Origin of the sequence: Sphingomonas pseudosanguinis (genome assembly GCF_052056765.1) — a bacterium.
GTDB classification, from domain to species: Bacteria; Pseudomonadota; Alphaproteobacteria; order Sphingomonadales; family Sphingomonadaceae; genus Sphingomonas; species Sphingomonas pseudosanguinis.
The window spans coordinates 281,895-308,724 of record NZ_CP189888.1 but is presented as its reverse complement, the minus strand read 5'-3'; the positions used below and the strand labels follow the sequence as shown (position 1 = coordinate 308,724).

Genomic DNA, 26,830 nt, shown 5'->3' with positions numbered 1-26,830 from the left:
CGTCATTTTTTCGTCACGGGTGGTGGGCAGGCGGAAAAACAATCCTCCCCTGCAAGGGGAGGTGGCAGGGCGAAGCCCTGACGGAGGGGTGTCGCGCCTTGTTGTTGAAGCCCCTTCTCGATACCGGTTACACCCCTCCACCATGCTTCGCATGGTCCCCCCCTTGCAGGGGAGGAACAGGTCAACGTGAGCGAAGACTCATCCGCACGAGCAGGCCGTCGCGCAGCAGATAGTGATGGCGGAGCGCCGCCGCGACATGGATGGCGACCAGCGCCAGCATCACCCAGCCCAGAATTTCATGCGCCTCATGCCCCACGCCACCGGCGGCGCGGCCGATCGGGAGCGGCGGTACGTCGAACAGGCCGAGCCAGCTGACGGGGCGCGGCACCGCGCGGCCCGATCCCATCGCCCAGCCGGTCATCGGCATCGCGATCATCAGCAGATACAGCGTCATGTGCAGCGCATGGGCGCTGCCGCGTGCCCAGGCGGGAATCTCGGCAGGCAGCGGCGGCGGACGATGGCCGAGCCGCCACAGGATACGGCCGGCGGTCAGCGCCAGCACGGTCAGCCCGATCGATTGGTGCAGCGGGATCGTGCCCGGCAACAGGCTCTCATGGAGCAGGCCGATCGCCAGATTGGCGACGACCAGGGCCGCGATCGTCCAGTGAAAGACGATCGCGACCCGGCTGTAGCGCGGACCGGCAAAGTCCCGCCCGCGCATCGGATCAGCCGACCGGCTGGAGCTGCGGCTGCGGCATCTTGCCCAGCTGCGCCTGGCGGGCGAAGATGTCGCGCATCAGCGACAGCGAGAAGAGGTGCGCATAGAGCAGCGGGAGCATGCCCGACTGGCTCATCTTGCGCAGCTGGTCGCCGCGCAGGTCGACCAGCTTCTCTTCATTGACCATCTGGAAGCCGCGATAGACGAAGGGCTGATCCGCGCCATCGGGCTGGATCGAGACTTCGCCGTCCATCAGCAGACCCATTTCGGTCAGCTCGGTCATGAAGTTCTGGGTGCGGGCACCCGCCTGTTCGAACGATTCGTTGAACGACAGGATGTTCTTGGTCAGTTCGCTGGGCTGGCCATTCTCGAACAGCGCATCGCCCTCGTCGAACGCGCCGATCGTCGGCGAGGTCGGGTCGAAGCACAGCGACAGCTCTTCCGCCTCGGGACGCAGGCGCGCCAGCATGTACGGATAGCGGCGGACATAGGCGGGGACGTAGAAGTTCGTCTCGGTCAGACGGCCTTCGTCGCTGACGAAGACGTTCACGCCTTCGTTCAGGCCCATCAGCGCCAGCGGGATCGGCTGTTCGCCGACCGAAAAGACGATCGGCATGAAACGCTGCACCAGCGGAAATTCATCGACGGTCACGGGGATCGCATGCTGGCCGACCAGGAAGGGCGCGGTGTCCTGCGGGCGGACCTTGTAATTGGCGTGGGCCTCGCTCGAAAGCGGCTCCAGGCCATTATAGAAAAGCGGAAGCGACGGCGCGCTGGCCATGATGATCTCCAAAAAACCTTATCCACGCGAGCCCCCCGGCCGCGTGTCGTGCCCCCGTGTCTATGGGGCCGGGACGTCATGCGCAAGCGATGAGCTTGCCCGGATTGAACAGGCCGTGCGGATCGAGCGCCCGCTTGATCGCGCGGATCGCCGCGACCCGCTCCGGCGACAGCCGCGCCAGTTCGTCGCGCTTCATCTGCCCGATGCCATGTTCAGCCGAGATGGTACCCCCCGCCGCCGTGACCAGATCATGGACGAAGCGGGTGATCGTCGCGGCCTGTTCCGCATAGAAACGGTCGCGATCGGTGCCGGGCGCGGCGCGGACGTGGAAATGGATGTTGCCGTCGCCCAGATGGCCGAAGCCCGAGGCGTGGGTGCCGGGGAAGCGCGCGTCGCAGGCCGCCGCCGCCTCGACCATGAAGCGCGGCATGGCGTCGACCGGCACCGCGATGTCATGCTGCACCGCCGGCCCCAGCGCACGCTCGGCATCGGACAGCGAATGGCGGAGCAGCCAGAAGGCTTCGGCTTGCGCATCCGAGGCGGCGATCACCGCATCGGCGATCACGCCGTCCGCCAGCGCGCGGCCGAGCTGCGCCTCCAGCATCGCGGACGGATCGACCGCCGGATCGCCGGTCACCGCCTCGATCAGGACATGCCAGGGATGCGCGCCCGCCAGCGGCGCGCGGGCACCGGGCAGATGCGCGACGGCGGCGGCGAGGCTTTCGGCGGGCAGGATCTCGAAGCTCTCGATCATGTCGCTCGCCGCCTGCAAACGGCGGAGCAGCGCCAGCCCGGCGGCGGGGTCGGACAGCCCGACCCAGGCGGTGGCATGGCCCGCGATCGCGGGCGCGAGCCGCAGCGCCGCCGCCGTCACCACGCCCAGCGTCCCCTCCGCCCCGATCAGCAACTGCCCCAGATCGTAGCCGCGATTGTCCTTCTTCAGCGCCGACAGACCGTCATGCAGCGAGCCGTCGGGCAGCACCGCCTCGATCCCCAGGGTCAGCCCGCGCATCGTGCCGAAGCGCAGCACCTGCGTGCCCCCGGCATTGGTCGAGACCAGCCCGCCGACCGTCGCATTGCCCTTGGCCCCCAGGGTCAGCGGAAAGCGCCACCCCTGCGCCTCGGCCGCGTCGTGCAGGTCGCTGAGGATCACCCCCGCCTCGGCCACCGCGACGCCGCCCTCCGCATCGATCCGGCGTATCCGGTTCATCCGCCGGGTCGACAGGATCAGCCCCGCGCCATCTTGCGGCGGGGTCGCACCGCCCACCATCGAGCTGTTGCCCCCCTGCGGCACCAGCGGCACGCGATGCTCGCCCGCCGCGCGCAGCACCGCCTGCACCTGCGCGGTGTCGGCCGGCGCCAGGATGGCGGGGGCATGGCCATGGAAGCGCCGCCGCCAGTCGATCTCCCATGGCGCGATCAGGTCGGGATCGGTGACGATGCCGCGATCCCCCAGGACGGGGCGCAGCGCGGCGAGCAGGGCGGTCTGGGCAGCGTTCATGTCCTTCGCGCTAGATCAGGTTCATAAAGCGTTCAACGTCGGCGGCTATAATCCGCATCCACAGACATGGCTCGCCCCGGACCGAACCTTCTCCCCGCCGCCCTGACGATGTTGGCGACGCCGATCCTGCTGGGGTCGGGCGATCCGCCGTCGCAGGTCCAATATGCCCAGATCACGATCCGCGAACGGGTGATCCTGCGCGTACCACGCTCGCCGATGCCCGCCGTCACCGCCAGCCGGTGGAAGGAGCGCAAAGGCCCCCGCTGCATCGCCGCGCAGGCGCTGGCCGGCGCGCTGCCGGGCGAGGCGGGCAGCGTCGACATCGTCCTCTCGGGCGGCAAGCGGGTGCGTGCGAAGCTGGCGCGGGCCTGTCGCCAGATCGACTATTATTCCAGCTTCTATATCCGCCCCGGTGCCGACGGACAGATTTGCGCGGACCGCGATCCGATCCGTACGCGCGGCGGCGCGGTGTGCGAGATCGAGAAGTTCCGCGCGCTGTCCCCACGCTGACATCCGGTCCATATTCGGTTCGGATGCGCTACCCCGGATTCGGGGCAAAACTTGACTTTTCCCGCCAAATCCGCAAGCGCCCGTAGAGTGCTGGGCGAGCGCGGGGCGATTCCCACTCCACGCCATATTCCGGAAAACTGCATGAGCTTTGCCGATCTCGGCCTCTCCGACGAACTCCTGAAGACGGTCACCGACGCCGGTTATACCGAGCCGACCCCGATTCAGGCCTCCGCCATCCCCTCCGTGCTGATGATGCGCGACATCATCGGCATCGCGCAGACGGGGACGGGCAAGACCGCCTCCTTCGTCCTGCCGATGATCGACATCCTGGCCCATGGCCGCAGCCGCGCGCGCATGCCGCGCAGCCTGATCCTGGAGCCGACGCGCGAACTCGCCGCCCAGGTGGCCGAGAATTTCGAGAAATACGGCGCCAACCACAAGCTCTCCATGGCGCTCCTCATCGGCGGCGTGTCGATGGGCGACCAGGTCAAGGCGCTGGAAAAGGGCGTCGACGTGCTGATCGCGACGCCGGGCCGGTTGATGGACCTGTTCCAGCGCGGCAACATCCTGCTGACCGGCTGTTCGATGCTGGTCATCGACGAGGCGGACCGGATGCTCGACATGGGGTTCATCCCCGATATCGAGGAAATCTGCACCAAGCTGCCCAAGCAGCGCCAGACCTTGCTGTTTTCCGCGACCATGCCGCCGCCGATCAAGAAGCTGGCCGACAAGTTCCTGGAAAACCCCAAGACGATCGAGGTCGCGCGTCCCGCCTCGACCAACATCAACATCGCCCAGTTCGTCGTGCCGGTCGCGGCCCAGTCGTTCGAGAAGCGCAAGCGCCTGCGCCAGCTCCTCAAGCAGGACGAGGTTCGCACCGCGATCATCTTCTGCAACCGCAAGACGACGGTGCGCGAGCTGAACAAGTCGCTCAAGCAGCACGGCTTCCGCTCGGGCGAGATCCACGGCGACATGGAACAGCCGCAGCGTCTGGCCGAGCTGGATCTGTTCAAGCGCGGCGAGATCAACATACTGGTCGCCTCCGACGTGGCTGCGCGCGGATTGGACATCAAGGGCGTCAGCCATGTGTTCAACTTCGACGCGCCCTGGCATCCGGACGATTATGTCCACCGCATCGGCCGCACCGGCCGCGGCGGTGCGACCGGCGTCGCCTATACCTTCGTCGCGCCCGATGACGCCGAAAATCTCGAGAATATCGAGAAGCTGACCGGCCAGAAGATCGACCGGCTCGAACTGCCCGCCGTCGCCGAGGAAGAGCGTCCCGGCCGTCGTCGTCGCGAACGCGCGCCGCGCGAGGAGGCGGTCGAAGTGGCCGCGCAGGCCGAAGCGGAGGTGGAGGCACAGCCCGCACGTGCGCCGCGCCCGCGCCGGGACGAGCCGCGTTTCGAGGCACCGCGCGACGAACCGCGTGGTGGCGATCGCCGTCGCGACCGTCGCCGTCCGAACGCCGGCGAGGCACCGGACGATGGCGGCTGGAACGGCCCGATCCCGGACTTCCTCAAGGTCACGCTGACCGTCTGAGGCCCATGTCGCTCGACATCATCAGCTTCGTCGAACCCCAATCGCCGAGCATTGCCAGCCCCTGCGTCAATGTCTGCACCATGGACAAGGCGACGGGCTGGTGCCTGGGCTGCGCCCGCACGATCCGCGAAATCTCCAACTGGAGCGCCAAGCCCGCCGAGGAACGCCGTACGATCCTGGCCGCGCTGCCCGCGCGCAAGGCCGAACTGGCGTCGCGCAAGGGTTGAGGGCTTAACCTCCGCTTCCCATACCCGACCCCCCGTTCAGCCTGAGCGTAGTCGAAGGCCAAGGGAAACCATATCCGCCGGGCACCCAGCCATCGACGAGAGCGCCCCCCTTGCAGGGGGAGTGTTCACTTTGGACTCTGCAAGCGTTTTCTGGCGAGGAAGATGTCGAGGGTGACCTCGAGCATGTGCTGGGTCTTGGAGGCGCGCTTGGTTCGTCGGTTGAAGCGGGCCAGCATGTCGCGGAACGAGGCGTTGAACGATTCGATTAGATGCGTCTGCGCCTTGGTTTGCTGGTGAGGTTCGGGCGCGCCGATCCGCTTGAAGGCGAGGTGGTAGCAGGAGTTGGCGTCGGTGAAGATGGCGCTGATCTGGCCGACGGCGGCCTTGGCCAGGGTGTAGATGGCGGTCGCGCTTCTGACACCGGCATCACCCACATGATAGGCGATGACGCGCCGGTGCCGGCGGCTGTACGCCGTCCAGATCACCGCTCGCTGCCGTTTTTTTGAATGTAGGTGTAGATCTCGTCCATCTCGATCACGTCGGCCGCCCCGGTGTCGAGCGGGGCGGCATCCGCAAGCTTGTCCTGCAGCACCGCATGCTCCTTGGCGATCCACTTGAGCACCGCCGCTGGCGATGCACCCAGCACACGGCCGATCGCCCGGATGCCCATGCTGTTCATGTACATCTCGATCGCCATCGCCTTGGTCTGGGCACTGAACTTGGGCTGGCTGTCGGTGCAGTATCGACCACAGGCCCGGCACACATAGCGCTGATGACCCGACTTCCATCCCCGCTTGATCAGGTCCGTTCCCTCACACACCGGACATCGCATGCCATCCTCCCTGTCCCAAATCACCAGAACGAAGAAGAACCCGAAAAGCAGCCATGGTGAACAGTCCCCCTTGCAGGGGAGGAGACGGGGGTGGGGCACCGCCGCGCGTGCTCCGGCTTGAGGAGAAGCCCCACCCCAACCCCTCCCCTGAAGGGGAGGGGCTAAATTCGATCGGAACCGCTCAGGCCGAACGGAGGTCGGGAGCTCTCACCGCCCCACGAACCGCCCCGGCCGCCGCTCGGTGACGGCGCGTACCCCTTCCGCGAAATCCTCGGTCCGCATCAGCACCGCCTGCTCGGCCAGCTCATGATCGGTCGCCGCCGCAACCAGCGCGTGCAGGTCGCCGCGTAAGGTCGCACGCGTCGACGCGACCGCCAGCGGCGCCGCCGCCGCGATCTCCTGTGCCAGCGCCATCGCGGTGTCGTAAAGCGACTCGGCCGGAACGAGCTGGTCGACCAGCCCCCAGCGCTCGGCCTCCTCGCCGCGTATCCGTCGCCCGGTCAGCAGCATCATCGCCGCACGCTGCCGCCCGATCACGCGTTCGAGCACCGCCGAGATACCGAAACCGGGATGCAGCCCCAGCTGGACGAAATTGGCCACGAAGCGCGACTCGGGCGTGGCGATACGGAAGTCGGCGACCAGCGCCAATCCCAGGCCGGCCCCGACCGCCGCCCCCTGCACCGCCGCGACCACCGGCGTCCGTACGCCATAAAGTCGCGCCGCCGCGACATAGAAGGGACTGCGCGCCCCCGGTGGCAGGGGATCGGCCACGGGATTGGCGTTGACCAGATCGGCGCCGGCGCAAAAGACCCGACCTTCGGATCGAAGGAGGATGGCCCGCACCCGGGAATCGGAATCCGCCGAATCGAATGCATCGGCCAGTTCCGAAATGGTTCCCAGCCCCAGATGATTATTTGGCGGATTCCGTAGCGTAATGACGGAAACATAGCCGTCGCGATCCAATTTCACCGTCATATCGGCCTCTTTGCCGGCATTTGCCGTTCGACGCCAGCACCATACCCGTTGCTCGAAAGACACAGTGTTCGAGCATCCCGCTGTGCTGCGCCAACAGATGCTTGAGCCGACGCCATCACAGCGCGTAGATGACCGCCATGTCAGAATGACCGGCCGATCACAGGCTGGCATCGGCATCAGGAGCCGGCGGGCTCCGTGCCCGGAGAGGATGCCGGGCGGCCCGGAGGCGGGCCGCCCCTTCCCCCCCTCGCCGACCCGCCCTTCGCGTCGATGCGCGAAGCCCATCCGGGATGGCATCTGAACACGGGACCGGCGCCGATAACCGCTTGGGGCCGCCGGCATATGGGGAACAATGATGAAGACGATGATGACGGCTGCGCTGCGCGCAACGCTGGCCACCTCCACGATTCTGGGCGCCGCGACGCTGATGGTTGCGCCCGCCGCCGCGCAGACGACGACCGCGCAGGTGCGAGGGCAAGTGCGCACGGCCGATGGCGGCCCCGCCGCCGGCGCGCAGATCGCCGCCGTCAACACCGGCACCAACCAGACCTTCCGCCAGACCGCCGACGCGCAGGGCAGCTATGTGCTGGGCGGCCTGCGCCCCGGCCAGTATCGCATCACGGCGACGGCGACCTCGGGCGAGACCGTGACCCAGGTCGTGGTCGTCGCGATCGGCCAGTCGGCGACGCTCGACCTGACGATCGGCACCGCGACGCAAGCGGGCGGCGCGGACGCGGCCGACATCGCCGCCGGCGGCAGCAGCAATGTCGAGGGCGGCGAGATCGTCGTCACCGGCGGTCGCCTGGTCGAGACCAAGACCAGCGAAATCGCGACCAACATCTCGCAGGAGCAGATCCGCACCCTGCCGCAGACCGACCGCAACTTCCTGAGCTTCGCCGCGCTCGCGCCGGGCGTCCGCTACAATGACAGCGAGACCGACAAGAGCTTCTCCTCGGGCGCCTCGCCCGCCGGCCAGGTCAACGTCTTCATCGACGGCGTCAGCTACAAGAACAACGTGCTCGACAGCGGCGTCGCGGGCCAGGAGGATAGCCGCGGCAATCCCTTCGGCCAGCTGGCGGTCGGCGAGTTCCGCATCCTGACCCAGAATTACAAGGCCGAGTATGAACAGGCCGGCGCCGCGATCATCACCGCGACGACCAAGTCGGGCACCAACGAATTCCATGGCGAGGCGTTCGCGCAATATACCGACCGCAACCTGTCCTCGACCGACTATTTCGTGAAGCAGGCCGGGCTGCCCAAGCCCGCCTTCGAGCGCAAGCAATATGGCATCTCGTTGGGCGGTCCGATCATCAAGGACAAGCTGTTCTTCTTTGCCGCCTATGAAGGCAATGACCAGAACCGTGCGTTCAACGTCCGCCTCCAGAACCGCACGCCCGAAAACGTCGCGCGCTTCGGTCAGTATGAGGGCGCGTTCGTCAGCCCGTTCCGCGGCGACTTTTATTTCGGCAAGCTGACCTTCGTCCCCGACGATCGCCAGACCTTCGACCTGATCGTCAGCAAGCGCGTCGAAACCGACATCACCGGCTTTGGCGGCGCGTCGACCAACGCCTATTCCAACGCGCTGAACAAGAAGAACAACGTCGACACCTATATCTATCGCTGGACCTATCGCGGCGACAGCTTCATCAACGAGTTCAACGCCAGCTATCTGAACTATACCTACAACCCGACCTCGCTCGATCCGAACAGCAGCACGTTCAACTATCAGGGCGTGATCCGCTTCGGCGGCAAGGAAAGCACGCAGCGGATCAACCAGTCGAGCTATACGCTGCGCAACGACCTGACCTGGACCGGGATCGACAATCACGTCATCAAGGGCGGCATCCGCTTCGCCTTCCAGGACTATACGTTCCTGAAGAACTTCTTCGTCCAGCCCTTCTACGACTTCCGCAACGATCCGACCAACGGGCTGGACTTCTCCTTCCCCGCGACCGCGCAGATCGGCATCGGCAATCCGCGCATCGCCGCGTCCAACTCGCAGCTCGGCCTGTATCTGCAGGACGACTGGGACGTGACCGACAAGCTGCAGGTCAATGTCGGCCTGCGCTGGGATTATGAGAGCAACCTGTTCAACAACAATTATCGCACGCCGGACGCCGCCGCCGCGCTGCTGCGCCAGTTGCCGCAGACCTCCTATTTCAACTCGGCCGATTACATCACCGACGGCACCAACCGCCCGCCCTTCCTGGGCGCGTTCCAGCCGCGCGCCGGCTTCTCCTATGACTTCAAGGGGGATCAGAGCACGGTGCTGTTCGGCGGCTATGGCCGCTATTACGATCGCAACGTGTTCAACAACACGCTGGATGAGCAATTCCGCCTGCAATATGCCTATGGCTCGCTGTTCTTCTCGCGCGACGGCCGCCCGCGTGCCGATGGCACGCCGACCGTGGTGTGGAACGACCGCTATCTGACGCGCGACGGCCTGCTCTCGCTGATCGCCAATGCGCAGACCGGCCAGCCCGAGCTGTTCGCGGTCAAGAACAACGCCCGTCCGCCCGTCACCGACCAGTTCACGCTGGGCGTGCGCCAGCGGGTCGGCATCTTCCAGGCGAGCCTGAGCGGCAGCTATGTCGCGGGGCGCAACGGCTACACGCATCTGTTCGCCACCCGGAACGCCGATGGCACCTGCTGCAATGTCGGGGTGGGCAGCCCGACGCGCAATGCCGGCTTCTCCAACGTGCTGATCGGCTATGACGGGCTGAAGACGCGCTACAAGGCGCTCTTCTTCACCCTCGACAAGACCTATACGCAAAGCTCGGGCTGGGGCTTCAACCTGGCCTATACGCTGTCGAAGGGCGAGCAGAACGGCAACGACCTGTTCAGCCTGCAATATGCGACGCCGGACGCCTATGGCTATCGCCCGCGCCCGGGTGACGAGCGGCACCGGCTGGTCCTGTCGGGTATCGTCGACCTGCCCTTGGGTTTCAAATTCTCGACCATCACCACGCTGGGCAGCGGTAGCGCCTATCAGGTGACCGACGAGACGCTGGGCAGCACGCCCAGCCAGGTGCAGGTCTATACCGTCTATCCGCCCAAGAACTGCATCAAGGGCATCGCCGCCTTCTGCGAGGTCAACATGACGCTCCAGAACGACATCGAGATATTCTCCGGTCACAAGCTCAATGTCGCGGTCGATCTGCTCAATGCGTTCAACAGCAAGAATTTCGGCGGCTTCGACGATTTCACCAACGCCACCGATCCGTTGACGCAGTTGCCGCGCGAGCTAATCACCCTGCCCCGCCGGGTGCAGTTCCGGGTCGGCTATCGCTTCTGACGATCGGCCGGGCCGGGGGAGCGATCCCCCGGCCCGGCGAGGCTCTGATTACGAAGGACGGACCATGTATGATCGCCGCCGCTTGCTGGGTCTGGGCGGCCTGAGCCTGGCCGCGTTGATGACGGGCTGCACGGACCGGCAGGGGCGCGTCGCACCGCCGCGTATCATCCCCGCCGCGCAGCCCGACCTGATCCGCGATTTGCAGGAGCGGACCTTCCGCTTCTTCTGGGAGACGACCGACGCCGAGACCGGCCTCGCCCCCGATCGCTGGCCCACACCCTCCTTCGCCTCGATCGCGGCGGTGGGTTTCGCGCTGACCGCCTATCCGGTCGGCGTGGTCAATGGCTGGATCACCCGCGAGGAGGCGCGCGCCCGCACGCTGACCACGCTGCAATTCTTCGCCGACGCGCCGCAGGGGCCGGGCGAGACGGGATTCAGCGGATATAAGGGCTTCTTCTATCACTTTCTCGGCGTGACCAAGGGACTGCGCTTCGCCCGGTGCGAGCTGTCGACGGTCGACACCGCGCTGCTACTCGGCGGCGTGCTGTTCGCGCAAAGCTGGTATGACGGCGACCATCCCGACGAGGCGCGCATCCGGGCGCTCGCCGACCAGATTTACGGCGCGGTCGACTGGACCTGGATCACCCCGCGCGCGCCGCTCCTCTCGATGGGCTGGCATCCCGAGACCGGATTCATCAAGTCCGACTGGGACATCTATAACGAGGGGATGCTGCTCTATCTGCTGGCGCTCGGCTCCCCCACCCATCCGCTGCCCGAGGGCACATGGGCGGCCTGGTCGAGCCGGTTCGAGAGCAGCTGGACCGATCGCTGGGGCGAGCCGCATCTGCACTTCCCGCCGCTGTTCGGCCATCAGTACAGCCATGTCTGGGTCGACTTCAAAGGCATCCGCGATCCCTATATCGCGTCTAAGGGCATCGATTATTTCGAGAACAGCCGCCGCGCCGCCTATGCGCAGCAACGCTATGCGATCGCCAATGCCGGACGCTGGCGGGGTTATGGTGCGGATGTCTGGGGGCTGACCGCCTGTGACGGGCCGGGCGATTTCGGCCTGACGATCGACGGCGTGCGCCGGCAATTCTACAGCTATTCGGCACGCGGCCCCGGTGACCGCGACGACGGCACGCTGGCCCCGACCGCGGCGGCGGGATCGATCGCCTTCGCCCCCGACATCGCCATTCCGGCGGTGCGCGCGATGCATGATCGCTATGGCTCGGCCATCTATGGCAAATACGGCTTTCTCGATGCGTTCAACCCGACGCTGACCGACCCGCCCGAGCCGTTGAAGCATGGCGAGATCGTCCCCGGCATCGGCTGGGTCGACAAGGATTATCTGGGGATCGACCAGGGGCCGATCGTCACGATGATCGAGAATCACCGCACCGGGCTGATCTGGAGGACGATGCGGCGGAACCCGCATCTCCGGCGCGGATTGCTAAGGGCAGGATTCACCGGCGGCTGGCTGAACGGATAGCGGCCGCCCCCTTTTGGGAAGGCGGCCATGACCGATACCATCCTGATCACCGGCGCATCGGCCGGACTGGGCGCGGACTTCGCGCGGACGCTGGCGAGGAAGCCGGTGACGCTGGTGCTGACCGCCAGGCGGACCGACCGTCTGGCCGCCCTGGCGCAGGAACTCGGCCAGCGCCCCGGGGTGGAGGTGCATGTCGTCTCCGCCGATCTGGCTCAAGCGGAGGGGGTGAAGGCGCTGCTCGACGGTATCGCGGATCGCGGGCTGCATATCGACACGCTGATCAACAATGCCGGTTACGGCGCGCTGGGGCCGTTCGCCGAGGGCGATCTGGCGACGCAGCTGGGGATGATCGACCTCAACGCCCGCGCGCTCGTTGCGCTGACCCATGCGCTGCTGCCGCCGATGCTGGCGCGCGGACGTGGCCGCGTGCTGAACGTCGCCTCGACCGCCGCCTTTCAACCGGGGCCGTATATGGCGGTCTATTATGCCAGCAAGGCGTTCGTGCTGCACTTCTCCGAGGCATTGCACGAGGAAGTAAAGGGACGTGGCGTGGCCGTCACCGCGCTATGCCCGGGGCCGACCAACACCGAATTCGCCGATGTCGCCGGCATGGCGCAGACGCCACTGTTCGAGCGCTTCGCCGGTACGTCGGAGCAGGTGGTGCGCGACGGGCTGGAGGCGCTGGAGCGCGGCCAGGCGGTGATGGTGTCGGGGCTGCTCAACCGGCTGACCGCCGCGAGTACGCGCGTCGCCCCGCGCGGGATGCTGCGGCGGGCTGTCGCGAAATTGCAGAGCGGGCGGCGGTAGATTGGTTCGCGCGGAGACGCGGAGGCGCGGAGGTGATCAGCCCAGCCGCAGGCTGCCTCCGTTTCAAGCAGCGCGGCTTTGTCTGCCGATCGATGGGGGCGGACTCCAGTCCGGCACGTTCAGACACCTCCGCGTCTCCGCGCCTCCGCGCGAACCTATTCTCCGCTGCGACTCGCCCGCACGCTGTCGAAAGCGTAGAGCGCGCACCCGGCCCAGATCAGCGCGAAGGTCACGATATGGACCGGCTTCAGCGGCTCGCCGAACAGCAGCACGGCCTGCGCGAATTGCAGCGTCGGGGCGAGATATTGCAGCAGCCCCAGCGTCGAATAGCGCATCCGCCGCGCCGCCGCCGCGAACATCAGCAGCGGCGCCGCCGTCACCGCCCCCGCCAGGATCAACAGCATGTCGAGATGCCGGTCGACGCCGAACGCCGCCGTACCATTCCCGCTCGCCTGAAGCAGCACCGCCAATGCGGGCGCGGCCAGCAACAGCGTCTCGACCGTCAGGCCGCCCAACGCGTCGATCGCCGCGATCTTGCGGACCAGCCCATAGAAACCGAAGGACAAGGCGAGCGCGAGCGAGATCCAGATCGCCCCGCCCCCGCTGATCGCCAGTATCGCCACGCCGAGGGCGGCGATGCCGACCGCGATCGCCTGTCCTTTGCGGATTCGCTCGCCCAGCAGCGCGACGCCGAGCGCGACATTGATCAGCGGATTGATGAAATAGCCGAGGCTCGCCTCCAGCACGTGGTTGTTCTGGACCGACCAGATATAGACCATCCAGTTGACCGCGATCAGCGCCGCACTGGCGCAGAGCAGCAACAGCGTTCGCCCTCGCGCCGCCGCCATGATCGCCTTGCCACGCTTAAGGACCAGCACGATGGCCGCCAGCAGGATGAGCGACCACAGAATGCGGTGCGCCAGCACCTGAAGCGCGGGCACGCCCTTTAACAGCTTGAGATAGAGCGGCAATATGCCCCAGCTGACATAGGCCCCGATGCCGAGCAAAAGGCCGGTGCGGGCAGGTTGAGCGGTCGTCATGCCGCCCCCTGTTCACGCTTGGCGCACAGAAGGCAAGGCTGGGGTCAGCCGGCGACCATGCCCTCCACCTCGACCATGCCGCCATGATTGACGACCCGGCCCGACACCATACCGGTGATCCGCACCCGTGCGCCGGGTTCGACGATGACGTCCCCTGCGATCATGCCCCTGATCGTTGCATCGACACCGGACGCCACGATGACGTCCCCGCCGACCATCCCGCGCACCGTTCCGTCCGACGTCACTTCGACCGATCCCGCCGTCATTCCGCGCATGGCATCCTCCTGTCTCCGAAGACAGGACGCCGGGGGCGGGATTTGGTTCAAGGCCTGAGCGTGGCCTTCGACGTCGCTCAGGCTGAACGGAGGTGGGGAAACAACACCAACAGCCGTTCACGCTGAGCGAAGTCGAAGCGCACGCCCCGCCCCCGCCCAGCGCATAGGATTAATCCGCAAACAGCATCACCGGCGTTTCCAGCAACCGCTTCAACGCCTGCACATAGCTCGCCGCATCATAGCCATCGACCACCCGGTGATCGCAGCTGATCGACAAGTTCATCAGCTTGGCCCGCGCGATCGTCTCGCCGCCGCGCCCGTCGGAGCGGAAGACGGGGCGCTCGACGATGCGGTTGGGGCCGATGATCGCGACCTCGGGCCGGTTGATGACCGGCGTGGTCGCGATGCCGCCGAGCGGCCCTAGCGATGTCAGCGTGATCGTGCCGCCGCCCATGTCGGTGCTGGCGATGCTGCCCGCGCGCGCGGCCTCCGCCAGACGACCGATCTCGGTCGCCAGCTGCCAGACATTGCGGCTCTCGGCATTGCGGATGACGGGGACCATCAACCCCGCCGGGGTCTGAGTCGCCATGCCCATATGCACCGCACCCGACCGGTTCACCACGCCCGCCCCGTCGTCATAGCGCGCGTTGAGCATCGGGAAGTCGGGCAGGGTCTTGCAGATCGCGACGATGAGGAGCGGCAGCATGGTCAGCTTGGGCCGGTTGCCCCGCCCCGCGTTCAACTGCGCGCGCGTCTCCTCCAGCGCGGTGACGTCGATTTCCTCGACATAGGTGAAGTGGGGGATGGCGCGCTTGGACGCCGCCATATTCTCCGCGATGCGGCGGCGCATGCCAATGACGCGCACCGCTTCGTCGGCGCGGGGGCTACGGACGGGGGTATAGCCCTGGCCCGAACCATAACGTAGAAAGGCGTCGAGGTCCGAATGGCGCACCCGGTCGCCCTCGGCGGGCTTCACGCTGGCCAGATCGACGCCCAGATCCTGCGCCCGCGCCCGCACGGCGGGTGAGGCCAGCACCTTCTTCTCCTGCTCCCTCTCCCCTTGTGGGAGAGGGTCGGGGTGAGGGGTAGCCACGGGGGACGTCGCTTGCGCCGCCCCCTCACCCCGGCCCTCTCCCACAAGGGGAGAGGGAGTTTGCGCTTCTTCCACGCCGGGGTTTTCGGCTTCCAGCACCGCTTCCTCGGTCGCGGGCGACGCCTCTTCCACCGCATCGGTCTCGATCACCATCAGCGCCGATCCGATCGGCACCTGATCGCCGACCTCGCCCGCCAGCTCGACGATCGTGCCCGAGACGGGCGATTCCATCTCGACCGTCGCCTTGTCGGTCATCATGTCGGCGACCGACTGGTCCTCCTCGACCCGGTCGCCGAGCTTGACGTGCCACGCGACGATCTCGGCTTCGGAGATGCCTTCGCCGATATCGGGCAGGCGGAAGGTGAAACGGGCCATGTCAGGCGTCCTTCAACAGGGTCTTGAGCGCCTGGCCGATGCGGACCGGGCCGGGGAAATAGGCCCATTCCAGGCTGTGCGGATAGGGCGTGTCGAAGCCGGTCACGCGCGCGATCGGCGCTTCGAGATGATAGAAGCAGCGTTCCTGGACCAGCGCGGACAGCTCCGCGCCGAAGCCCGCCGTGCGGGTTGCCTCGTGCACGATCATGCAGCGGCCGGTCTTCTTCACCGATGCCTCGATCGCCTCGATGTCGAGCGGGATCAGGGTGCGCAGGTCGATGATCTCGGCATCGACGCCCATCTCGGCGACCACGGCGGCGCAGACATGGACCATCGTGCCGTAGCACAGGATCGTCACCGCCTCGCCTTCGCGAACGGTCGCCGCCTTGCCCAGCGGGATGCGGTAATAGCCGGTCGGCACCTCGCCGCCGGGATGCTTGGACCAATTCTCGGCCGGGCGATCCCAATGGCCGTTGAACGGGCCGTTGTAGATGCGTTTGGGCTCGAAGAAGAGGACGGGGTCATTGTCCTCGATCGCGGCGATCAACAGGCCCTTGGCGTCATAGGGCGTCGCGGGGATCACCGTCTTGATGCCCGAGACATGGGTGAAGATACCCTCGGGGCTCTGGCTGTGTGTCTGGCCGCCGAAGATGCCGCCGCCAAAGGGCGAACGCACGGTGATCGGCGCGGTGAACTCCCCCGCCGAGCGATAGCGCAACCGCGCCGCCTCGCTGACCAGCTGGTCGAGCGCGGGATAGATATAGTCGGCGAACTGAATCTCGGGCACCGGGCGCAGACCATAGGCGCCCATGCCGACCGCGACACCGATGATCCCGCATTCGGTGATCGGCGTGTCGAACACGCGGGTCTTGCCATATTTCTTCTGAAGGCCGGCGGTCGCGCGGAAGACGCCGCCGAAATAGCCGACATCCTCGCCCATCACGACCACATCCGGGTCGCGCGCCATGACCACGTCCATGGCGGAGTTGATCGCCTGAATCATGTTCATGCGGGTGGTTTCGCCCGCGTCTTCGACAGTCTCGGTCATGGTGTCGCTCACTGTCCCTCTCCCATTGGGAGAGGGAGGGAGGCGCAGAGCGCCGGGAGGGTGAGGGCAGGGAATACGGCGAGGATGCCCTCACCCTCCCACTCGGCGTTGCCGAGCGGGCCCCGCCCTCTCCCGGTGGGAGAGGGGGCCATCACTTCCGCGCCCATGGCCGTCCGCTCGCTTCTTCCTCGTCGAGCATCTGCTGGCGCTGCTCGCGCAGGTGCCAGGGCATCTCCTCGAACACACCGTCGAACAGGCTGTCGAGCGGCTGGTGCAGGCCGTGGCCGAGAATACCGTTCGCCTCGGCCGCCTTTTGCGCGGTGCGGACTTCCTCGGCGACTTCGCGGTCCTGCGTAGCGTGGCGCTCCTCGTCCCATTCACCAAGCGCGATCAGGTGATCCTTCAACCGCCGGATCGGATCGCCCAGCGGCCAAGCGGTCGGCTCGCCCGCCGAGCGATACTGGGTCGGATCGTCCGAGGTGGAGTGGCCTTCGGTGCGATAGGTGAAATGCTCGATCAGCGTCGCGCCCTGGTTGGTCCGCGCCCGCTCGGCGGCCCATTGGGTGGCAGCATAGACCGCCAGCGCGTCATTGCCGTCGACGCGCAGGCCCGCAATGCCATAACCGATCGCCCGCGCGGCAAAGGTCGTCGCCTCCGCGCCTGCGAAACCCGAGAAGCTGGAGATCGCCCACTGGTTGTTGACGACGTTCATGACGACCGGCGCGCGATAGACGGCGGCGAAGGTGCAGGCCGAGTGGAAATCGCCCTCCGCCGTCGAGCCCTCGCCGCACCACACGGCGGCAATCCGCGTATCGCCCTTGGCGGCCGAGGCCATCGCCCAACCCACCGCCTGCGGGTACTGCGTCGTCAGATTGCCCGAGATCGAGAAGAACCCGGCTTCCTTGGCCGAATACATGATGGGCAACTGCTTGCCGCCCAGCCGATCCGCGCTGTTGGAATAGATCTGGTTCATCATGTCGGTGAGCGGCCAGTCGCGCGCGATCAGCAGCCCCTGCTGGCGGTACGAGGGGAAGCACATATCCTCATAATCCAGCGCATGGGCGGCGGCGACGGCGACCGCCTCCTCGCCCAGCGCCTTCATGTAGAAGCTGGTCTTGCCCTGGCGCTGCGCGCGGAACATGCGCTCGTCGAACGCGCGAAGCAGCACCATGTGGCGCAGCATCCGGCGGAGTCGATCGGGCGATAGCTTGGGGTCCCAGGGACCCACGGCGCGGCCCTCGTCATCCAGCACGCGGACCAGCGTATAGGCGAGTTCGTGGAAGCTGTCGGCAGGCGCGGCGGTGTCCGGGCGGCGCTGGGCACCGGCGGGCGGAACCTCGACACTGGCGAAGTCGACCGCATCGCCCGGCCGGAACTTCGGCTCAGGGACATGCAGCTGCAACGGGGCCAGGTTGGCGCGCGAAATGCCTTCTGGCGGCACGGCCATGCTCTCTCCTCAACGCTTCGCCCGATTCTGCTCGGGTCGTTGCTATCTTTCAACCGGATGACATTTTATTTCAAGCGCCTTTTCGGGGCGTTAGTCGGTTGAACGCGTCGGGTGGTGGCGTTTCTCCACTTTCCTCCCCTGTAAGGGGAGGGGGACCAGCGAAGCTGGTGGAGGGGTGTCACCCTATCGAGAGCGGGACACCCCTCCGTCAGGCCTTACGGCCTGCCACCTCCCCTTACAGGGGAGGAATGTTATGTCAGTTCCCCGTAACCGCCATCTCGAACGGCACGACCGGATGCGGGGCCTCGTCGTAGAAATTGACCACCGGCGCATCGGCCCAGGCATAGCGCACGCGCACATCGCTCGGGCGGGCATCGGCCAGCCGCACCTCCGCCCCATTCACCGTCGCATCAGCATAACGACAGGCGCTAGCATCGCACAGTTCGAACCCGATCGGCGCCGCCGCGCTCCACGCATGAAGCGCGCCCTGCACACCGTTGAAGCGCAGCACCACTTCACTCCCGGCACGGGTCGCCGAGGCGATCATCGGCCCGGAGGCATTGGCGCGGTCGCCCGCCATCAGATGCTGTTCGGCGAAGACCAGCCGCTTGGCGAGTTCGTTCTTGTCCGCCGGATGAATGTCGTTGCGCACGCCGATATCGATCGTCGTCGCCAGCGCGGCATGAGGATCGCGCAGCACCGCCAGACGCTGCGTCTCGCGCAAGGCCGCCCAGCCGCTGTTCTCGATCTTGACCGGCGGCGTGCCGAAATTGGCGAGCTGCACGATCAGGAAGGGCAGCTCGGGGCTCTGGAACTGCCGCCGCCAGCCGGTCATCAGCGCCACCAGCCGGTCGCCATAATCGGCGCGACCGACATCAGATTCGCCCTGATACCAGGCGACGCCCTTCAGCCCGATCGGCCCCAGCGGCGCGATCATGCCGTTATAGAGCGTGCCCAAACCCGCATGGCTTTCCCAAGGGCTGCGCGGATAACTCTGGTCGTTCGCCTTGTAGATGGAATAGCGCCAGCCGGTGCCGAGCGGGATCGGTTGGCCGCCAGCGGGCGTGAACTGGATATGGTCGGCGGGGCCGAACATGCCGCCCGGGCCATAGGTGTCGCCCAGCCCGACGACGATCTCGTTATGCCCCTTTTTCAGCGCCGAACGCGGCACGTTATAGCGCCGCCAGTCGCCCCAGCCGAAGGTCGCCCCGACCACCACGCCATTGACCCAGACGGTATCGAGTTCGTCGATGCCCGCCAGCTCGATCACCCCGTCGCCGGTGGGGACGGTCGGCAGGTCGAAGCCCTGCCGGAACCACACCAGCCCGTTATAGTCGGCGAGTTCCGGCACGCCCCATTCTTCCCAGGGGCTGAACTTGGGCACCGGAGACCATGTCAGCCGATCGGGTGCGTTCCACGGCTCCTGCCCGCGCTTGGTCCCGCTCGCTTTGCGCCACCAGTCGCCCCAGCGATCACCGAAGCTGCGCAGCCCCGCCGCATGGTCACGGGCATAAAGCGCCAGCAGGTCAGCATCGGCGGACAGGCCGGGCAGCCTGCGCGCATCGGTGGCGGCGATCCAGGGCAGGATCTTGGTCCCGCCCCAGCTCGAATCGATCGCGCCCATCGGTACGTTCGCCTTGGCCGCGAGATCCTTGACCATCAGATAGCAGGCGGCGGAGAAATCGGCGACGCTGGCGGGCGACGCGGCGGCCCAGACCGGGCGCTTCTCCAGCGGCGCGTCGGCGGACAGGCCGACATGATGCGCCACGTCGAGCAGGCGGATACGGTCATCGGCCGCGCCCCGGACCAGCCCTTCGCCATTCAGTGCCTGCTTGGTCGGATATTCCATGTTGGACTGGCCCGAACATAGCCAGACATCACCGACCAGCAGGTCGTCCATCGTGTCCGTCGCACCGTCCTTGCCCGTCGCGGTCAGGGTCAGCGGGGTCGCGGTCGCCGCCATCGCAGGCAGGGTCGCGCGCCAGCGGCCCTTGGCATCGGCGGTCGCGGTGGCGCTGTTGCCGCCCAGCATCACGGTGACGCCCTCGCCGGCATCGGCCGAGCCCTCGACGATGATCGGGCGGTCGCGTTGCAGGACGGCATGGGCGCTCATCGGGGTCAGGATACGCGGCCGCGCCTCCGCCATCACGGGCCAGGCCGCCGCCGTGCCCAGCAGCAGCGCCAAACCCATGCGCCGCCCGGCGCCGGACCCCGAATGCCCCATCCGCATGTCATCCCTCTCCTATGCCCGGCGCATGCCGCCATGGCTCATGCGACGATCATAAGAACAGCCAAATGATAACGCTATCGGGAAACAGGCATCATATCATTCCTCTCCTTGCAGGGGAGGTAGCAGGCCGTCAGGCCTGACGGAGGGGTGTCGCGCTATCGAGAGGGGGACACCCCTCCGACGCGCTGCGCGCGCCACCTCCCCTGCCAGGGGAGGAATGGCGTTACTTGGCGAACGTCAGCGTCGCCTGAACCGGGAAGTGATCCGACGGATAGGTCTTGCCCCGGTGATAGCTATCGGTCGCGATCGCCTCCGCACGAAAGCCACGCACAAACAGATAATCGATCCGCCGGTCAGGCGTGCCGGTGAAGTCGTGGAACGTCATCGGCGGCCCCTCCCGCCGCTTTGCGCTACCCCAGGCATCGGTCAGCGCGCCTGCGAAACGGCGGTAAGCCGCCGTGTCGGGCCGCGCGTTCATGTCGCCCGCGACCACCACCGGCAGGTCCTTTGCCAGTGCGGGCAGCCGCGCCAGGATCAGCGCCGCCGCCTTGTCGCGTGCGTCGGCATCCTCGTCGCGGTGCGCCAGATGCGTGTCGAGGAACAGGAAGCGGTGCGGCGTCGCCTCCTTCGTCTCGAACACCGCCCAGTTCGCCATGCGCGGCAGGTCGGTACCCCAGCTCTGGCTGCCGACGACGTCCGGCGTATCGGACAGCCAGAAATCGCCATGCGCGACCAGGGTCAGCCGGTCGGGGCGATAGAAGATGCCCATATGCTCATTGGCATGCCCGCCCATCCGGTCGCGGCCGAACCAGCGATAGCCGGGCAGCGCCTGGGTCAGATCGTTGCCCTGCCGCTGGAGCAGTTCCTGCGTCCCAATCACGTCGGGGGCCGCGCGGCGGATCAGTTCGACCATCACCGGCCGCCGCACCGCCCAGCGCTCCGGTCCCTCGTACGAGGCATAGCGGACGTTGAACGTCATGACCTTGAGCGGATCGGCCATCGCACCCAGCGGCGCGAGCACCGCCGCCATCATCGCCGTGATCCGCAACACGCGTCGAATGCCGGTCATATCTTCGTCCCTTACACCAACCCGCCCGGCCGCCGCCCGAGCCGAACCCCCTTGGCAAGCGAGCATGGCAGCGTCGTGACACACGCCAAGACCAAAATCGATCCAATTTTTGATTGAGAGTTATTAGCATTATCGATATTGGCGCCGTGCAAATCGATTGAATGGGGGTCGTTGGGAAATGTCGAAGACAATGGGCCGCGTCATGCTGTTGGCCGGATGCGTCATGGCGCAACCCGGCTGGGCCGCGGATCGGCCGACCGCCCCCCTTTCGCCCGTCGACGACACGACCGCCGCCACCGACGCGCAGAGCGACATTGTCGTCAAAGGCCTGCGCGAGGCGAGCGCCAGCATCACCGGCACCGACGCCTCCGCGCGCCGCTATCCCCAGTCGCTGCGCATCATCGATCGCGCGCTGCTCGACCGGCTGGGTGCGACCCGACTGGACGATACGGTCGAGCTGGCCGGCGGCGTCGCCCGCCAGAACGACTTTGGCGGGCTGTGGGACAAATATTCGATCCGCGGTTTTGCCGGCAACGAGAATAGCGGCCCCGATGTCCTCATCAACCGGTTCAGCAGTAATCTGGGCTTCAACGCCCCCATCGACACCGCCACGGTCGAGCGGTTCGAATTCCTGAAGGGCGCCGCCGCCGCGCTGTCCGGCCTGGGCGAGCCGGGCGGGTCGCTCAACATCGTCACCAAGGCGCCGACCAGCACCCTTCAGGGCGAAACCTCGCTCAGCTATGGCAGCTGGAACCGGGTGCGCGCGACCGGCGACATCGGCGGCCCCGTCACCGACACGCTGGCGGTGCGGATGATCGGCGTGGCGGAGGAGGGCGACAGCTTCCGCCGCTACGTCCATACCGACCGGCTGCTGCTCGCCCCCTCGGTCGCGTTCACGCCCAGCGACAGCCTGCGCCTGCTCTACCAGGCCGAGTTCATGCGCAACCGCGCGCCGATCGATCGTGGCGTGGCGGCGATTCGGGGCGATGCGCGCGCGATGGACCGCGCCACATATCTCGGCGAGCCCGCCGATGGCCGCATGACCCAGCGCATGCTGTGGCAACAGGGCAGCGTCTTCGCCGCGCTCTCTGACCGCGTCTCGCTGGAGGGCGGGCTATCGAGCCGCGCCGGCTTCCTGACCGGCTATGCGACGCAAGTCGATTTCGGCGCGCGCGGGGTGCAGGCCGATGGCCGGACGATCGGGCGGTCGCGGCGTTTCCATGATTTCCGCTGGCAGGACCTGACCGCGCGGATCGAGATGACCGCCAAGCTCGACTGGCTGGGCCTATCGCACGAACTCCGCTTCGGGGCCGACCGGGTGCGGCATGGCATGGACTTCCGCATGGACCAGGCACGCGGCCGACCCGGTGCGCCGATCCTGACCATCGACGCCTTCAACCCCGTCTATGGCCAGACGCTGCCGGTGCCGACGCCGTTTCAGGACCGGCATCATTCCTTCCGCAGCGAGAGCCTCTATGCGCAGGACCTGATCCGCTTCGGCGACTTTACCGCGCTGATCGGCGCGCGCTGGAATAATTTCCGCGAGTCGATGCTCAACCGCATCCGGGGTCTGCGGCTGGAGACGGTGGATCGCGGCATCACCCCGCGCGCCGCGCTGACCTGGGCGGCGGCACCCAACCTGTCGCTATTCACCAGCTGGGGCCAGTCGCTGCGGCTCAACCCGTCGGACGGCGTCGCCAGTTTCGACGCGGAGAAGAGCGATTCGGCCGAGGTCGGCGCGAAATACACGCTGTTCGGTGGTGCGCTGACCGGTCAGACGGCGCTGTTCACCATGACGAAGCGCAACGTGCTGAACCCCAACGCCACCGACGTCTTCGTCAAGACGCAGATCGGCCGCCAGCGCTCGCGCGGCGTGGAGACGGTCGCCGATCTGGCACTGACCGGCGGGCTGACCGCGACCGGCACCTTCACCTATACCGACGCAACGGTGCGCAACGACAAGAATGCCGCGCTGATCGGCACGATGCTGTCCAACGTGCCGCGCTATCTGGGCGCGCTCGACCTGCATCAGCGGATCGGTGCGGTGACGATCGGCGGCGGGGTGAACCATGTCGGCGCGCGTAACGGCGATCCCTTCGCCTCGGGCTATCGCCTGCCCGCCTATACGACGCTGCGCGCCGATGCGACGTGGCGGGTCAATCCGCAGTTCGACGTGCGCGTCGACCTCGAGAATATCTTCGACACCTATTACATCGCCAGTAGCTATGCCGATGTGTGGACGATGCCGGGCGCGCCGAGAAATGTGCGGGTGACGTTGCGGGGGCGGTTCTAAGCTCCCCGCCCTCACCCTTCCCACCCGCCTATGGCGGGCGGGCCCCTTCCCTCTCCCGCTGGGAGAGGGAGGGAGGCGCAAAGCGTCGGAAGGGTGAGGGTGGAGGCTCAGGCGTCGGCCCAGCGGCGCAGCAGATTGTGATACACCCCAGTCAGCTCGACGACCGAGCGATCGCCCTGCCCCTTGTCCGCGCCCAGCCGCTGGATCGCCCGGTCCAGGTCGAACAGGATGCGCCGCTCGCCATCGTTGCGGACCATCGACTGGACCCACAGGAACGACGCGACGCGGGCGCCGCGCGTGACGGCCTCGACCCGGTGCAGGCTGGAGGCGGGATAGAGCACGGCGTCGCCCGCGCCGAGCTTCACCCGCTGTTCGCCGAACAGATCCTCGACCACCAGTTCGCCACCGTCATAGGCGGCCGGGTCTTCGAGGAAGAGGGTCAGCGACAGGTCGGCGCGCATCCGGAAATCGCTGCCGCGCTTCAGTCGCACCGCATTGTCGACATGGACGTCGAACGCCTGACCGCCGGCATAGCGGTTGAACAGCGGCGGATAGACCTTGAGCGGCAGCGCCGCGGCCACGAACAGGGCTGAGCGGCCCAGCGCGTCGAGGACCATTCGCCCCGCCTGGGTGGCGGCGGCGCTATCCTCCGGCAATTGTTCGTTGCGCTTGGCGAGCGCGGCCTGCGGCCCCGAGGTCGCGTTGCCGTCGACCCAGGGACTGTCGTCGATGATCCCGCGAATGGCGGCGACGCCGGCGGGATCGAGTATGTTCGGAATCGCGATCAGCATGGCGGCAACGCTATCCGGTTCAGAAATTATAGAACAGGCTGAGCGTCGTCTGCCGCCGGTCGCCGGGCACTGCCCAGCCGCCGGTGACCATGCCGGTCGTCGCATTCACATTGTTACGCACGCTGGTGACGTACTTCTCGTCGGTGAAGTTCTGGACATTGAGCTGCAGGGTCCAGCGTTGCGCCACGGTATAGGCCAGATAGGCGCGGTGGATCAGATAATCGTCCACCCGAAACTGCACCGGGTTCAGGCCCACCGGCGCGTTGGTCGCGAACGATCCCTGATAGGTCAGGCCATAGCCGACCTCCAGGCCGAAGGGCAGCTTGTAGGTGGTGAACAGGCTGCCCGAATGTTCGGGCGTCTGGATCAGCCGGCTGCCCGCCTGCGGATCGACGATGCCGGCCGCCTTGTCGCGGTTGGAGATGCTCTGCCGGACCTTGCCGTCGAGATAGGTGTAGTTGGCGAAGATCGTCCAGGCCGGGGTGATCGCGCCCGATGCGCCCAGTGCGATGCCGTCCACTCGGCTGCGTCCGTCGAGTACCTGCAGATTGGCGGGCAGCGACGGATCGTTGGAGGGCACGCGGTAATTGGTGCGTTCGTTGCGGAAGACGGCGGCGGTCAGCTCCAGCCGGCGGTCGAACAGCCCGGCCTTCACGCCGACCTCGTAATTCTTCGCGGTTTCGGGTGCGACGGCGCAGGGGTTGGCGGCGGTCGCCGAGGCCGGCACGCCGCAACCCAGCCGGACGGTCGTCGAGGACGGCGTCCTGGCATTGCCATAGCCGGCATAGATGCTGACATGCTCGACCGGGTGGAACACGCCCCCGACCCGCCAGGAGAACAGCCGCTCGCGACTGACCTGCGGCTGCGTCGCCAGCGTGTTCACCGCCGCCGCAGCCAGCGGCAGCGACCGGAAGTTCGCCTCCTGATACTCCCAGCGCACGCCGCCGTTCAGCTCGAAGAAGCGGTTCAGCTCCAGCGTGTCAAAGGCATAGACCGCGATGTTGCGCGTCTCGCTGCGCGACTGGGCGGTGGTCACGAAGTTGATCGGCCCGGCATAGTTGGTGTCGGGCGCGGCAATGTTGATGAGGGGCAGCGTCACCGCGCTGCCATCGGCGTTGCGCGGCAGCGAGCCTTGGGTGATCCGGTAATTCTCGACCATCCCCGACACGCCGATGTTCAGGACATTGTGCAGCCCGCCCTTCACGCCGGCCTCATGCCGCAGATCGGTCTGGTTATAGAGCAGCTGGTTCTCCTGGTTCCGCACCAGCCCGCGCGGACCCGAGGGCAGATAGAAGCCGGCCGGGACATTGGCGGGGCAGGCCGCGCCGCTGGGCTGTCGGCCGGTCGATGCCAGGCAGAAAATCCCCTGCGGTGCCGAGGTCACGCTGTCCTGCTTCACCTGTTGCCAGCGGGTCAGGTTGCGCACGCTCCAATGATCGTCGATCGCGTGGCGGAAGGTGGCGGTCAGCCGGTCGACGGTGATCGCCTGGCGATCGAGATTGGCCATGCCGAAATAGCTGTCGCGCCGCGCGCCCGGCACGAAGCCGTCGATCAGGCCGTTGTCGAACCAGGGCACGCCGTACACCGGCGTGTTGCGATCCTCCTGATGGACATAGGCGAGCGTCAGGCTGGTCGGCCCGCCGATGCCGATGGTGACCGACGGCGCGATGCCCCAGCGCTCCATCGTCTCGACGTCGCGGCCGGGTACGTCATTATGGTGGTACGCGCCGTTCAGCCGCACCGCGACCAGATCGGACACGCGGACATTGCTGTCGATCGCGCCACGATAGTAATTGTCGGTGCCGGCCGATCCCTGGACGATAGTCAGCGTCTCGGGCGTGGGCACCTTGGAGACCAGGTTGATCGTGCCGCCGACCGATCCCGATCCGTTGAAGACGCTGTTGGCGCCGTTATAGACCTCGACCTGTTGCAGGTTGAACGGGTCGGTGCGGCTATACTGTGCGCTGTCGCGGACGCCGTCGATGGTGACGTCGTTGTTCGCCGAATAGCCGCGCAGGTTGATCGAATCGCCATAGCCGCCACCGCCCTCGCCCGCGCCGAAGGTGATGCCCGGTATCGTCTGGAGCACGTCGCGCAGCGTCTGGAGATTCTGTTTCCGGATGGTCTGTTCGCTGACCACGGTGATCGTCTGCGGCGTGTCGAGCAGCGGCGCGGTCGCCTTGGGACTTTCCAGCGTCGCGGCATGCGCGCGCTGTCCGGTGACGATCACCGTATCGCGCTGGCCGGCGGCGTCCTGTGCGCGGGTCGTCGGTTCGACGCGCGGCGCCTCCTCGGCCGCGGCGACATGTGGCGCGGTGGCCAGAAAGCCCACGCAGGATAGCGCGATGAACGAATGCGACATGATCTTTTCCCCTTCGATCCAGTCGCTATTGCGAGACAATCGCACTGTCAATGCGATTGATAGTGATTCTCATTTATCCAGCATTCCCTCTTTTCCTCCCCTGCGAGGGGAGGTGGCAGGCTACAGA

22 protein-coding genes are annotated in these 26,830 nt (G+C 66.8%); 7 read left to right on the top strand and 15 right to left on the bottom strand.

The window, feature by feature from the left end; genetic code table 11:
* Positions 1–181: 181 nt before the first annotated feature.
* The 3 genes from ACQHGV_RS01350 to ACQHGV_RS01340 all read right to left on the bottom strand — a co-directional run bounded on the left by ACQHGV_RS01350 (position 182) and on the right by ACQHGV_RS01340 (position 3,000).
* Positions 182–721: a cytochrome b gene (locus tag ACQHGV_RS01350; protein ID WP_440979153.1), complete on the bottom strand. Its 540-nt coding sequence runs from the start codon at positions 719–721 to the stop codon at positions 182–184.
* A 4-nt stretch (positions 722–725) separates the two neighbouring features.
* Positions 726–1,499: a SapC family protein gene (locus ACQHGV_RS01345; RefSeq protein ID WP_183951305.1), complete on the bottom strand. Its 774-nt coding sequence runs from the start codon at positions 1,497–1,499 to the stop codon at positions 726–728.
* A gap of 76 nt (positions 1,500–1,575) precedes the next feature.
* Entirely contained in the window at positions 1,576–3,000 is a 1,425-nt protein-coding gene (locus ACQHGV_RS01340) for an FAD-binding oxidoreductase (RefSeq protein ID WP_440979152.1), read from the bottom strand.
* Positions 3,001–3,066: 66 nt separating this feature from the next.
* On the opposite strand from ACQHGV_RS01340, the gene ACQHGV_RS01335 reads away from it, so the two are divergent.
* The 3 genes from ACQHGV_RS01335 (at position 3,067) to ACQHGV_RS01325 (ending at position 5,279) form a co-directional block, all read left to right on the top strand.
* Positions 3,067–3,510, top strand: coding sequence for a hypothetical protein (locus ACQHGV_RS01335; protein WP_183951303.1), 444 nt, complete (start codon positions 3,067–3,069; stop codon positions 3,508–3,510).
* Positions 3,511–3,651: 141 nt separating this feature from the next.
* Positions 3,652–5,052, top strand: a complete 1,401-nt coding sequence (locus tag ACQHGV_RS01330) for a DEAD/DEAH box helicase (protein WP_440979151.1) — start codon at positions 3,652–3,654, stop codon at positions 5,050–5,052.
* A gap of 5 nt (positions 5,053–5,057) precedes the next feature.
* A complete protein-coding gene (locus tag ACQHGV_RS01325) occupies positions 5,058–5,279 on the top strand; it encodes a DUF1289 domain-containing protein (RefSeq protein WP_183951301.1) in 222 nt (73 codons plus the stop codon).
* Positions 5,280–5,404: 125 nt separating this feature from the next.
* Here the strand turns inward: ACQHGV_RS01325 and ACQHGV_RS01320 are convergent, their stop codons facing one another.
* From ACQHGV_RS01320 to ACQHGV_RS01310, 3 genes are all read right to left on the bottom strand, one after another.
* Positions 5,405–5,764 carry an IS1 family transposase gene (locus ACQHGV_RS01320; protein ID WP_440979150.1) on the bottom strand — a complete coding sequence of 120 codons (360 nt, stop codon included), beginning with the start codon at positions 5,762–5,764 and terminating at the stop codon, positions 5,405–5,407.
* Positions 5,761–6,099: an IS1/IS1595 family N-terminal zinc-binding domain-containing protein gene (locus ACQHGV_RS01315; protein WP_440978076.1), complete on the bottom strand. Its 339-nt coding sequence runs from the start codon at positions 6,097–6,099 to the stop codon at positions 5,761–5,763. The genes ACQHGV_RS01320 and ACQHGV_RS01315 overlap by 4 nt, the downstream gene beginning before the upstream one ends.
* Positions 6,100–6,318: 219 nt before the next feature.
* On the bottom strand, positions 6,319–7,086 hold the full coding sequence (locus tag ACQHGV_RS01310; protein ID WP_440979149.1) for an enoyl-CoA hydratase/isomerase family protein: 768 nt from the start codon (positions 7,084–7,086) through the stop codon (positions 6,319–6,321).
* A 352-nt stretch (positions 7,087–7,438) separates the two neighbouring features.
* Between ACQHGV_RS01310 and ACQHGV_RS01305 the strand changes: the two genes are divergently transcribed.
* From ACQHGV_RS01305 to ACQHGV_RS01295, 3 genes are all read left to right on the top strand, one after another.
* Positions 7,439–10,381, top strand: a complete 2,943-nt coding sequence (locus tag ACQHGV_RS01305; RefSeq protein WP_440979148.1) for a TonB-dependent receptor — start codon at positions 7,439–7,441, stop codon at positions 10,379–10,381.
* Positions 10,382–10,445: 64 nt separating this feature from the next.
* Positions 10,446–11,873, top strand: a complete 1,428-nt coding sequence (locus tag ACQHGV_RS01300; protein WP_440979147.1) for a glucoamylase family protein — start codon at positions 10,446–10,448, stop codon at positions 11,871–11,873.
* A gap of 27 nt (positions 11,874–11,900) precedes the next feature.
* Positions 11,901–12,680, top strand: a complete 780-nt coding sequence (locus tag ACQHGV_RS01295) for an SDR family NAD(P)-dependent oxidoreductase (protein WP_440979146.1) — start codon at positions 11,901–11,903, stop codon at positions 12,678–12,680.
* A gap of 155 nt (positions 12,681–12,835) precedes the next feature.
* Here ACQHGV_RS01295 and rarD read toward each other — a convergent pair whose 3' ends face one another.
* The 7 genes from rarD to ACQHGV_RS01260 all read right to left on the bottom strand — a co-directional run bounded on the left by rarD (position 12,836) and on the right by ACQHGV_RS01260 (position 21,257).
* Positions 12,836–13,720, bottom strand: a complete 885-nt coding sequence (gene rarD, locus ACQHGV_RS01290; protein WP_440979145.1) for an EamA family transporter RarD — start codon at positions 13,718–13,720, stop codon at positions 12,836–12,838.
* Positions 13,721–13,764: 44 nt separating this feature from the next.
* A complete protein-coding gene (locus tag ACQHGV_RS01285; RefSeq protein WP_240456096.1) occupies positions 13,765–13,995 on the bottom strand; it encodes a hypothetical protein in 231 nt (76 codons plus the stop codon).
* A gap of 169 nt (positions 13,996–14,164) precedes the next feature.
* A complete protein-coding gene (locus ACQHGV_RS01280) occupies positions 14,165–15,463 on the bottom strand; it encodes a dihydrolipoamide acetyltransferase family protein (RefSeq protein ID WP_440979144.1) in 1,299 nt (432 codons plus the stop codon).
* Position 15,464: 1 nt separating this feature from the next.
* A complete protein-coding gene (locus ACQHGV_RS01275) occupies positions 15,465–16,472 on the bottom strand; it encodes an alpha-ketoacid dehydrogenase subunit beta (RefSeq protein WP_440980103.1) in 1,008 nt (335 codons plus the stop codon).
* Between the two features lie 190 nt (positions 16,473–16,662).
* Positions 16,663–17,958: a 3-methyl-2-oxobutanoate dehydrogenase (2-methylpropanoyl-transferring) subunit alpha gene (locus ACQHGV_RS01270; RefSeq protein ID WP_440979143.1), complete on the bottom strand. Its 1,296-nt coding sequence runs from the start codon at positions 17,956–17,958 to the stop codon at positions 16,663–16,665.
* 256 nt (positions 17,959–18,214) lie between these two features.
* Entirely contained in the window at positions 18,215–20,188 is a 1,974-nt protein-coding gene (locus ACQHGV_RS01265) for a sialate O-acetylesterase (RefSeq protein WP_440979142.1), read from the bottom strand.
* A 223-nt stretch (positions 20,189–20,411) separates the two neighbouring features.
* Entirely contained in the window at positions 20,412–21,257 is an 846-nt protein-coding gene (locus tag ACQHGV_RS01260) for an endonuclease/exonuclease/phosphatase family protein (protein ID WP_440979141.1), read from the bottom strand.
* 178 nt (positions 21,258–21,435) lie between these two features.
* Here ACQHGV_RS01260 and ACQHGV_RS01255 point away from each other — a divergent pair, with 178 nt between their 5' ends.
* On the top strand, positions 21,436–23,550 hold the full coding sequence (locus ACQHGV_RS01255; protein ID WP_440979140.1) for a TonB-dependent siderophore receptor: 2,115 nt from the start codon (positions 21,436–21,438) through the stop codon (positions 23,548–23,550).
* A 107-nt stretch (positions 23,551–23,657) separates the two neighbouring features.
* On the opposite strand, the gene ACQHGV_RS01250 is transcribed toward ACQHGV_RS01255, so the two are convergent.
* Positions 23,658–24,341, bottom strand: a complete 684-nt coding sequence (locus ACQHGV_RS01250; protein WP_440979139.1) for a Fe2+-dependent dioxygenase — start codon at positions 24,339–24,341, stop codon at positions 23,658–23,660.
* Between the two features lie 19 nt (positions 24,342–24,360).
* Complete coding sequence (locus ACQHGV_RS01245) at positions 24,361–26,703, bottom strand: TonB-dependent receptor (protein ID WP_440979138.1); 2,343 nt, start codon at positions 26,701–26,703, stop codon at positions 24,361–24,363.
* Positions 26,704–26,830 lie beyond the last annotated feature (127 nt).

Excerpts from the sequence above, each read along its gene's own strand:
- ACQHGV_RS01350 (WP_440979153.1), bottom strand. The coding sequence starts at position 721 with ATGCGCGGGCGGGACTTTGCCGGTCCGCGCTACAGCCGGGTCGCGATC.
- ACQHGV_RS01345 (WP_183951305.1), bottom strand. The coding sequence starts at position 1,499 with ATGGCCAGCGCGCCGTCGCTTCCGCTTTTCTATAATGGCCTGGAGCCG.
- ACQHGV_RS01340 (WP_440979152.1), bottom strand. The coding sequence starts at position 3,000 with ATGAACGCTGCCCAGACCGCCCTGCTCGCCGCGCTGCGCCCCGTCCTG.
- ACQHGV_RS01335 (WP_183951303.1), top strand. The coding sequence starts at position 3,067 with ATGGCTCGCCCCGGACCGAACCTTCTCCCCGCCGCCCTGACGATGTTG.
- ACQHGV_RS01330 (WP_440979151.1), top strand. The coding sequence starts at position 3,652 with ATGAGCTTTGCCGATCTCGGCCTCTCCGACGAACTCCTGAAGACGGTC.
- ACQHGV_RS01325 (WP_183951301.1), top strand. The coding sequence starts at position 5,058 with ATGTCGCTCGACATCATCAGCTTCGTCGAACCCCAATCGCCGAGCATT.
- ACQHGV_RS01310 (WP_440979149.1), bottom strand. The coding sequence starts at position 7,086 with ATGACGGTGAAATTGGATCGCGACGGCTATGTTTCCGTCATTACGCTA.
- ACQHGV_RS01305 (WP_440979148.1), top strand. The coding sequence starts at position 7,439 with ATGATGAAGACGATGATGACGGCTGCGCTGCGCGCAACGCTGGCCACC.
- ACQHGV_RS01300 (WP_440979147.1), top strand. The coding sequence starts at position 10,446 with ATGTATGATCGCCGCCGCTTGCTGGGTCTGGGCGGCCTGAGCCTGGCC.
- ACQHGV_RS01295 (WP_440979146.1), top strand. The coding sequence starts at position 11,901 with ATGACCGATACCATCCTGATCACCGGCGCATCGGCCGGACTGGGCGCG.
- rarD (WP_440979145.1), bottom strand. The coding sequence starts at position 13,720 with ATGACGACCGCTCAACCTGCCCGCACCGGCCTTTTGCTCGGCATCGGG.
- ACQHGV_RS01285 (WP_240456096.1), bottom strand. The coding sequence starts at position 13,995 with ATGCGCGGAATGACGGCGGGATCGGTCGAAGTGACGTCGGACGGAACG.
- ACQHGV_RS01280 (WP_440979144.1), bottom strand. The coding sequence starts at position 15,463 with ATGGCCCGTTTCACCTTCCGCCTGCCCGATATCGGCGAAGGCATCTCC.
- ACQHGV_RS01275 (WP_440980103.1), bottom strand. The coding sequence starts at position 16,472 with ATGAACATGATTCAGGCGATCAACTCCGCCATGGACGTGGTCATGGCG.
- ACQHGV_RS01270 (WP_440979143.1), bottom strand. The coding sequence starts at position 17,958 with ATGGCCGTGCCGCCAGAAGGCATTTCGCGCGCCAACCTGGCCCCGTTG.
- ACQHGV_RS01265 (WP_440979142.1), bottom strand. The coding sequence starts at position 20,188 with ATGCGGATGGGGCATTCGGGGTCCGGCGCCGGGCGGCGCATGGGTTTG.
- ACQHGV_RS01260 (WP_440979141.1), bottom strand. The coding sequence starts at position 21,257 with ATGACCGGCATTCGACGCGTGTTGCGGATCACGGCGATGATGGCGGCG.
- ACQHGV_RS01255 (WP_440979140.1), top strand. The coding sequence starts at position 21,436 with ATGTCGAAGACAATGGGCCGCGTCATGCTGTTGGCCGGATGCGTCATG.
- ACQHGV_RS01250 (WP_440979139.1), bottom strand. The coding sequence starts at position 24,341 with ATGCTGATCGCGATTCCGAACATACTCGATCCCGCCGGCGTCGCCGCC.
- ACQHGV_RS01245 (WP_440979138.1), bottom strand. The coding sequence starts at position 26,703 with ATGTCGCATTCGTTCATCGCGCTATCCTGCGTGGGCTTTCTGGCCACC.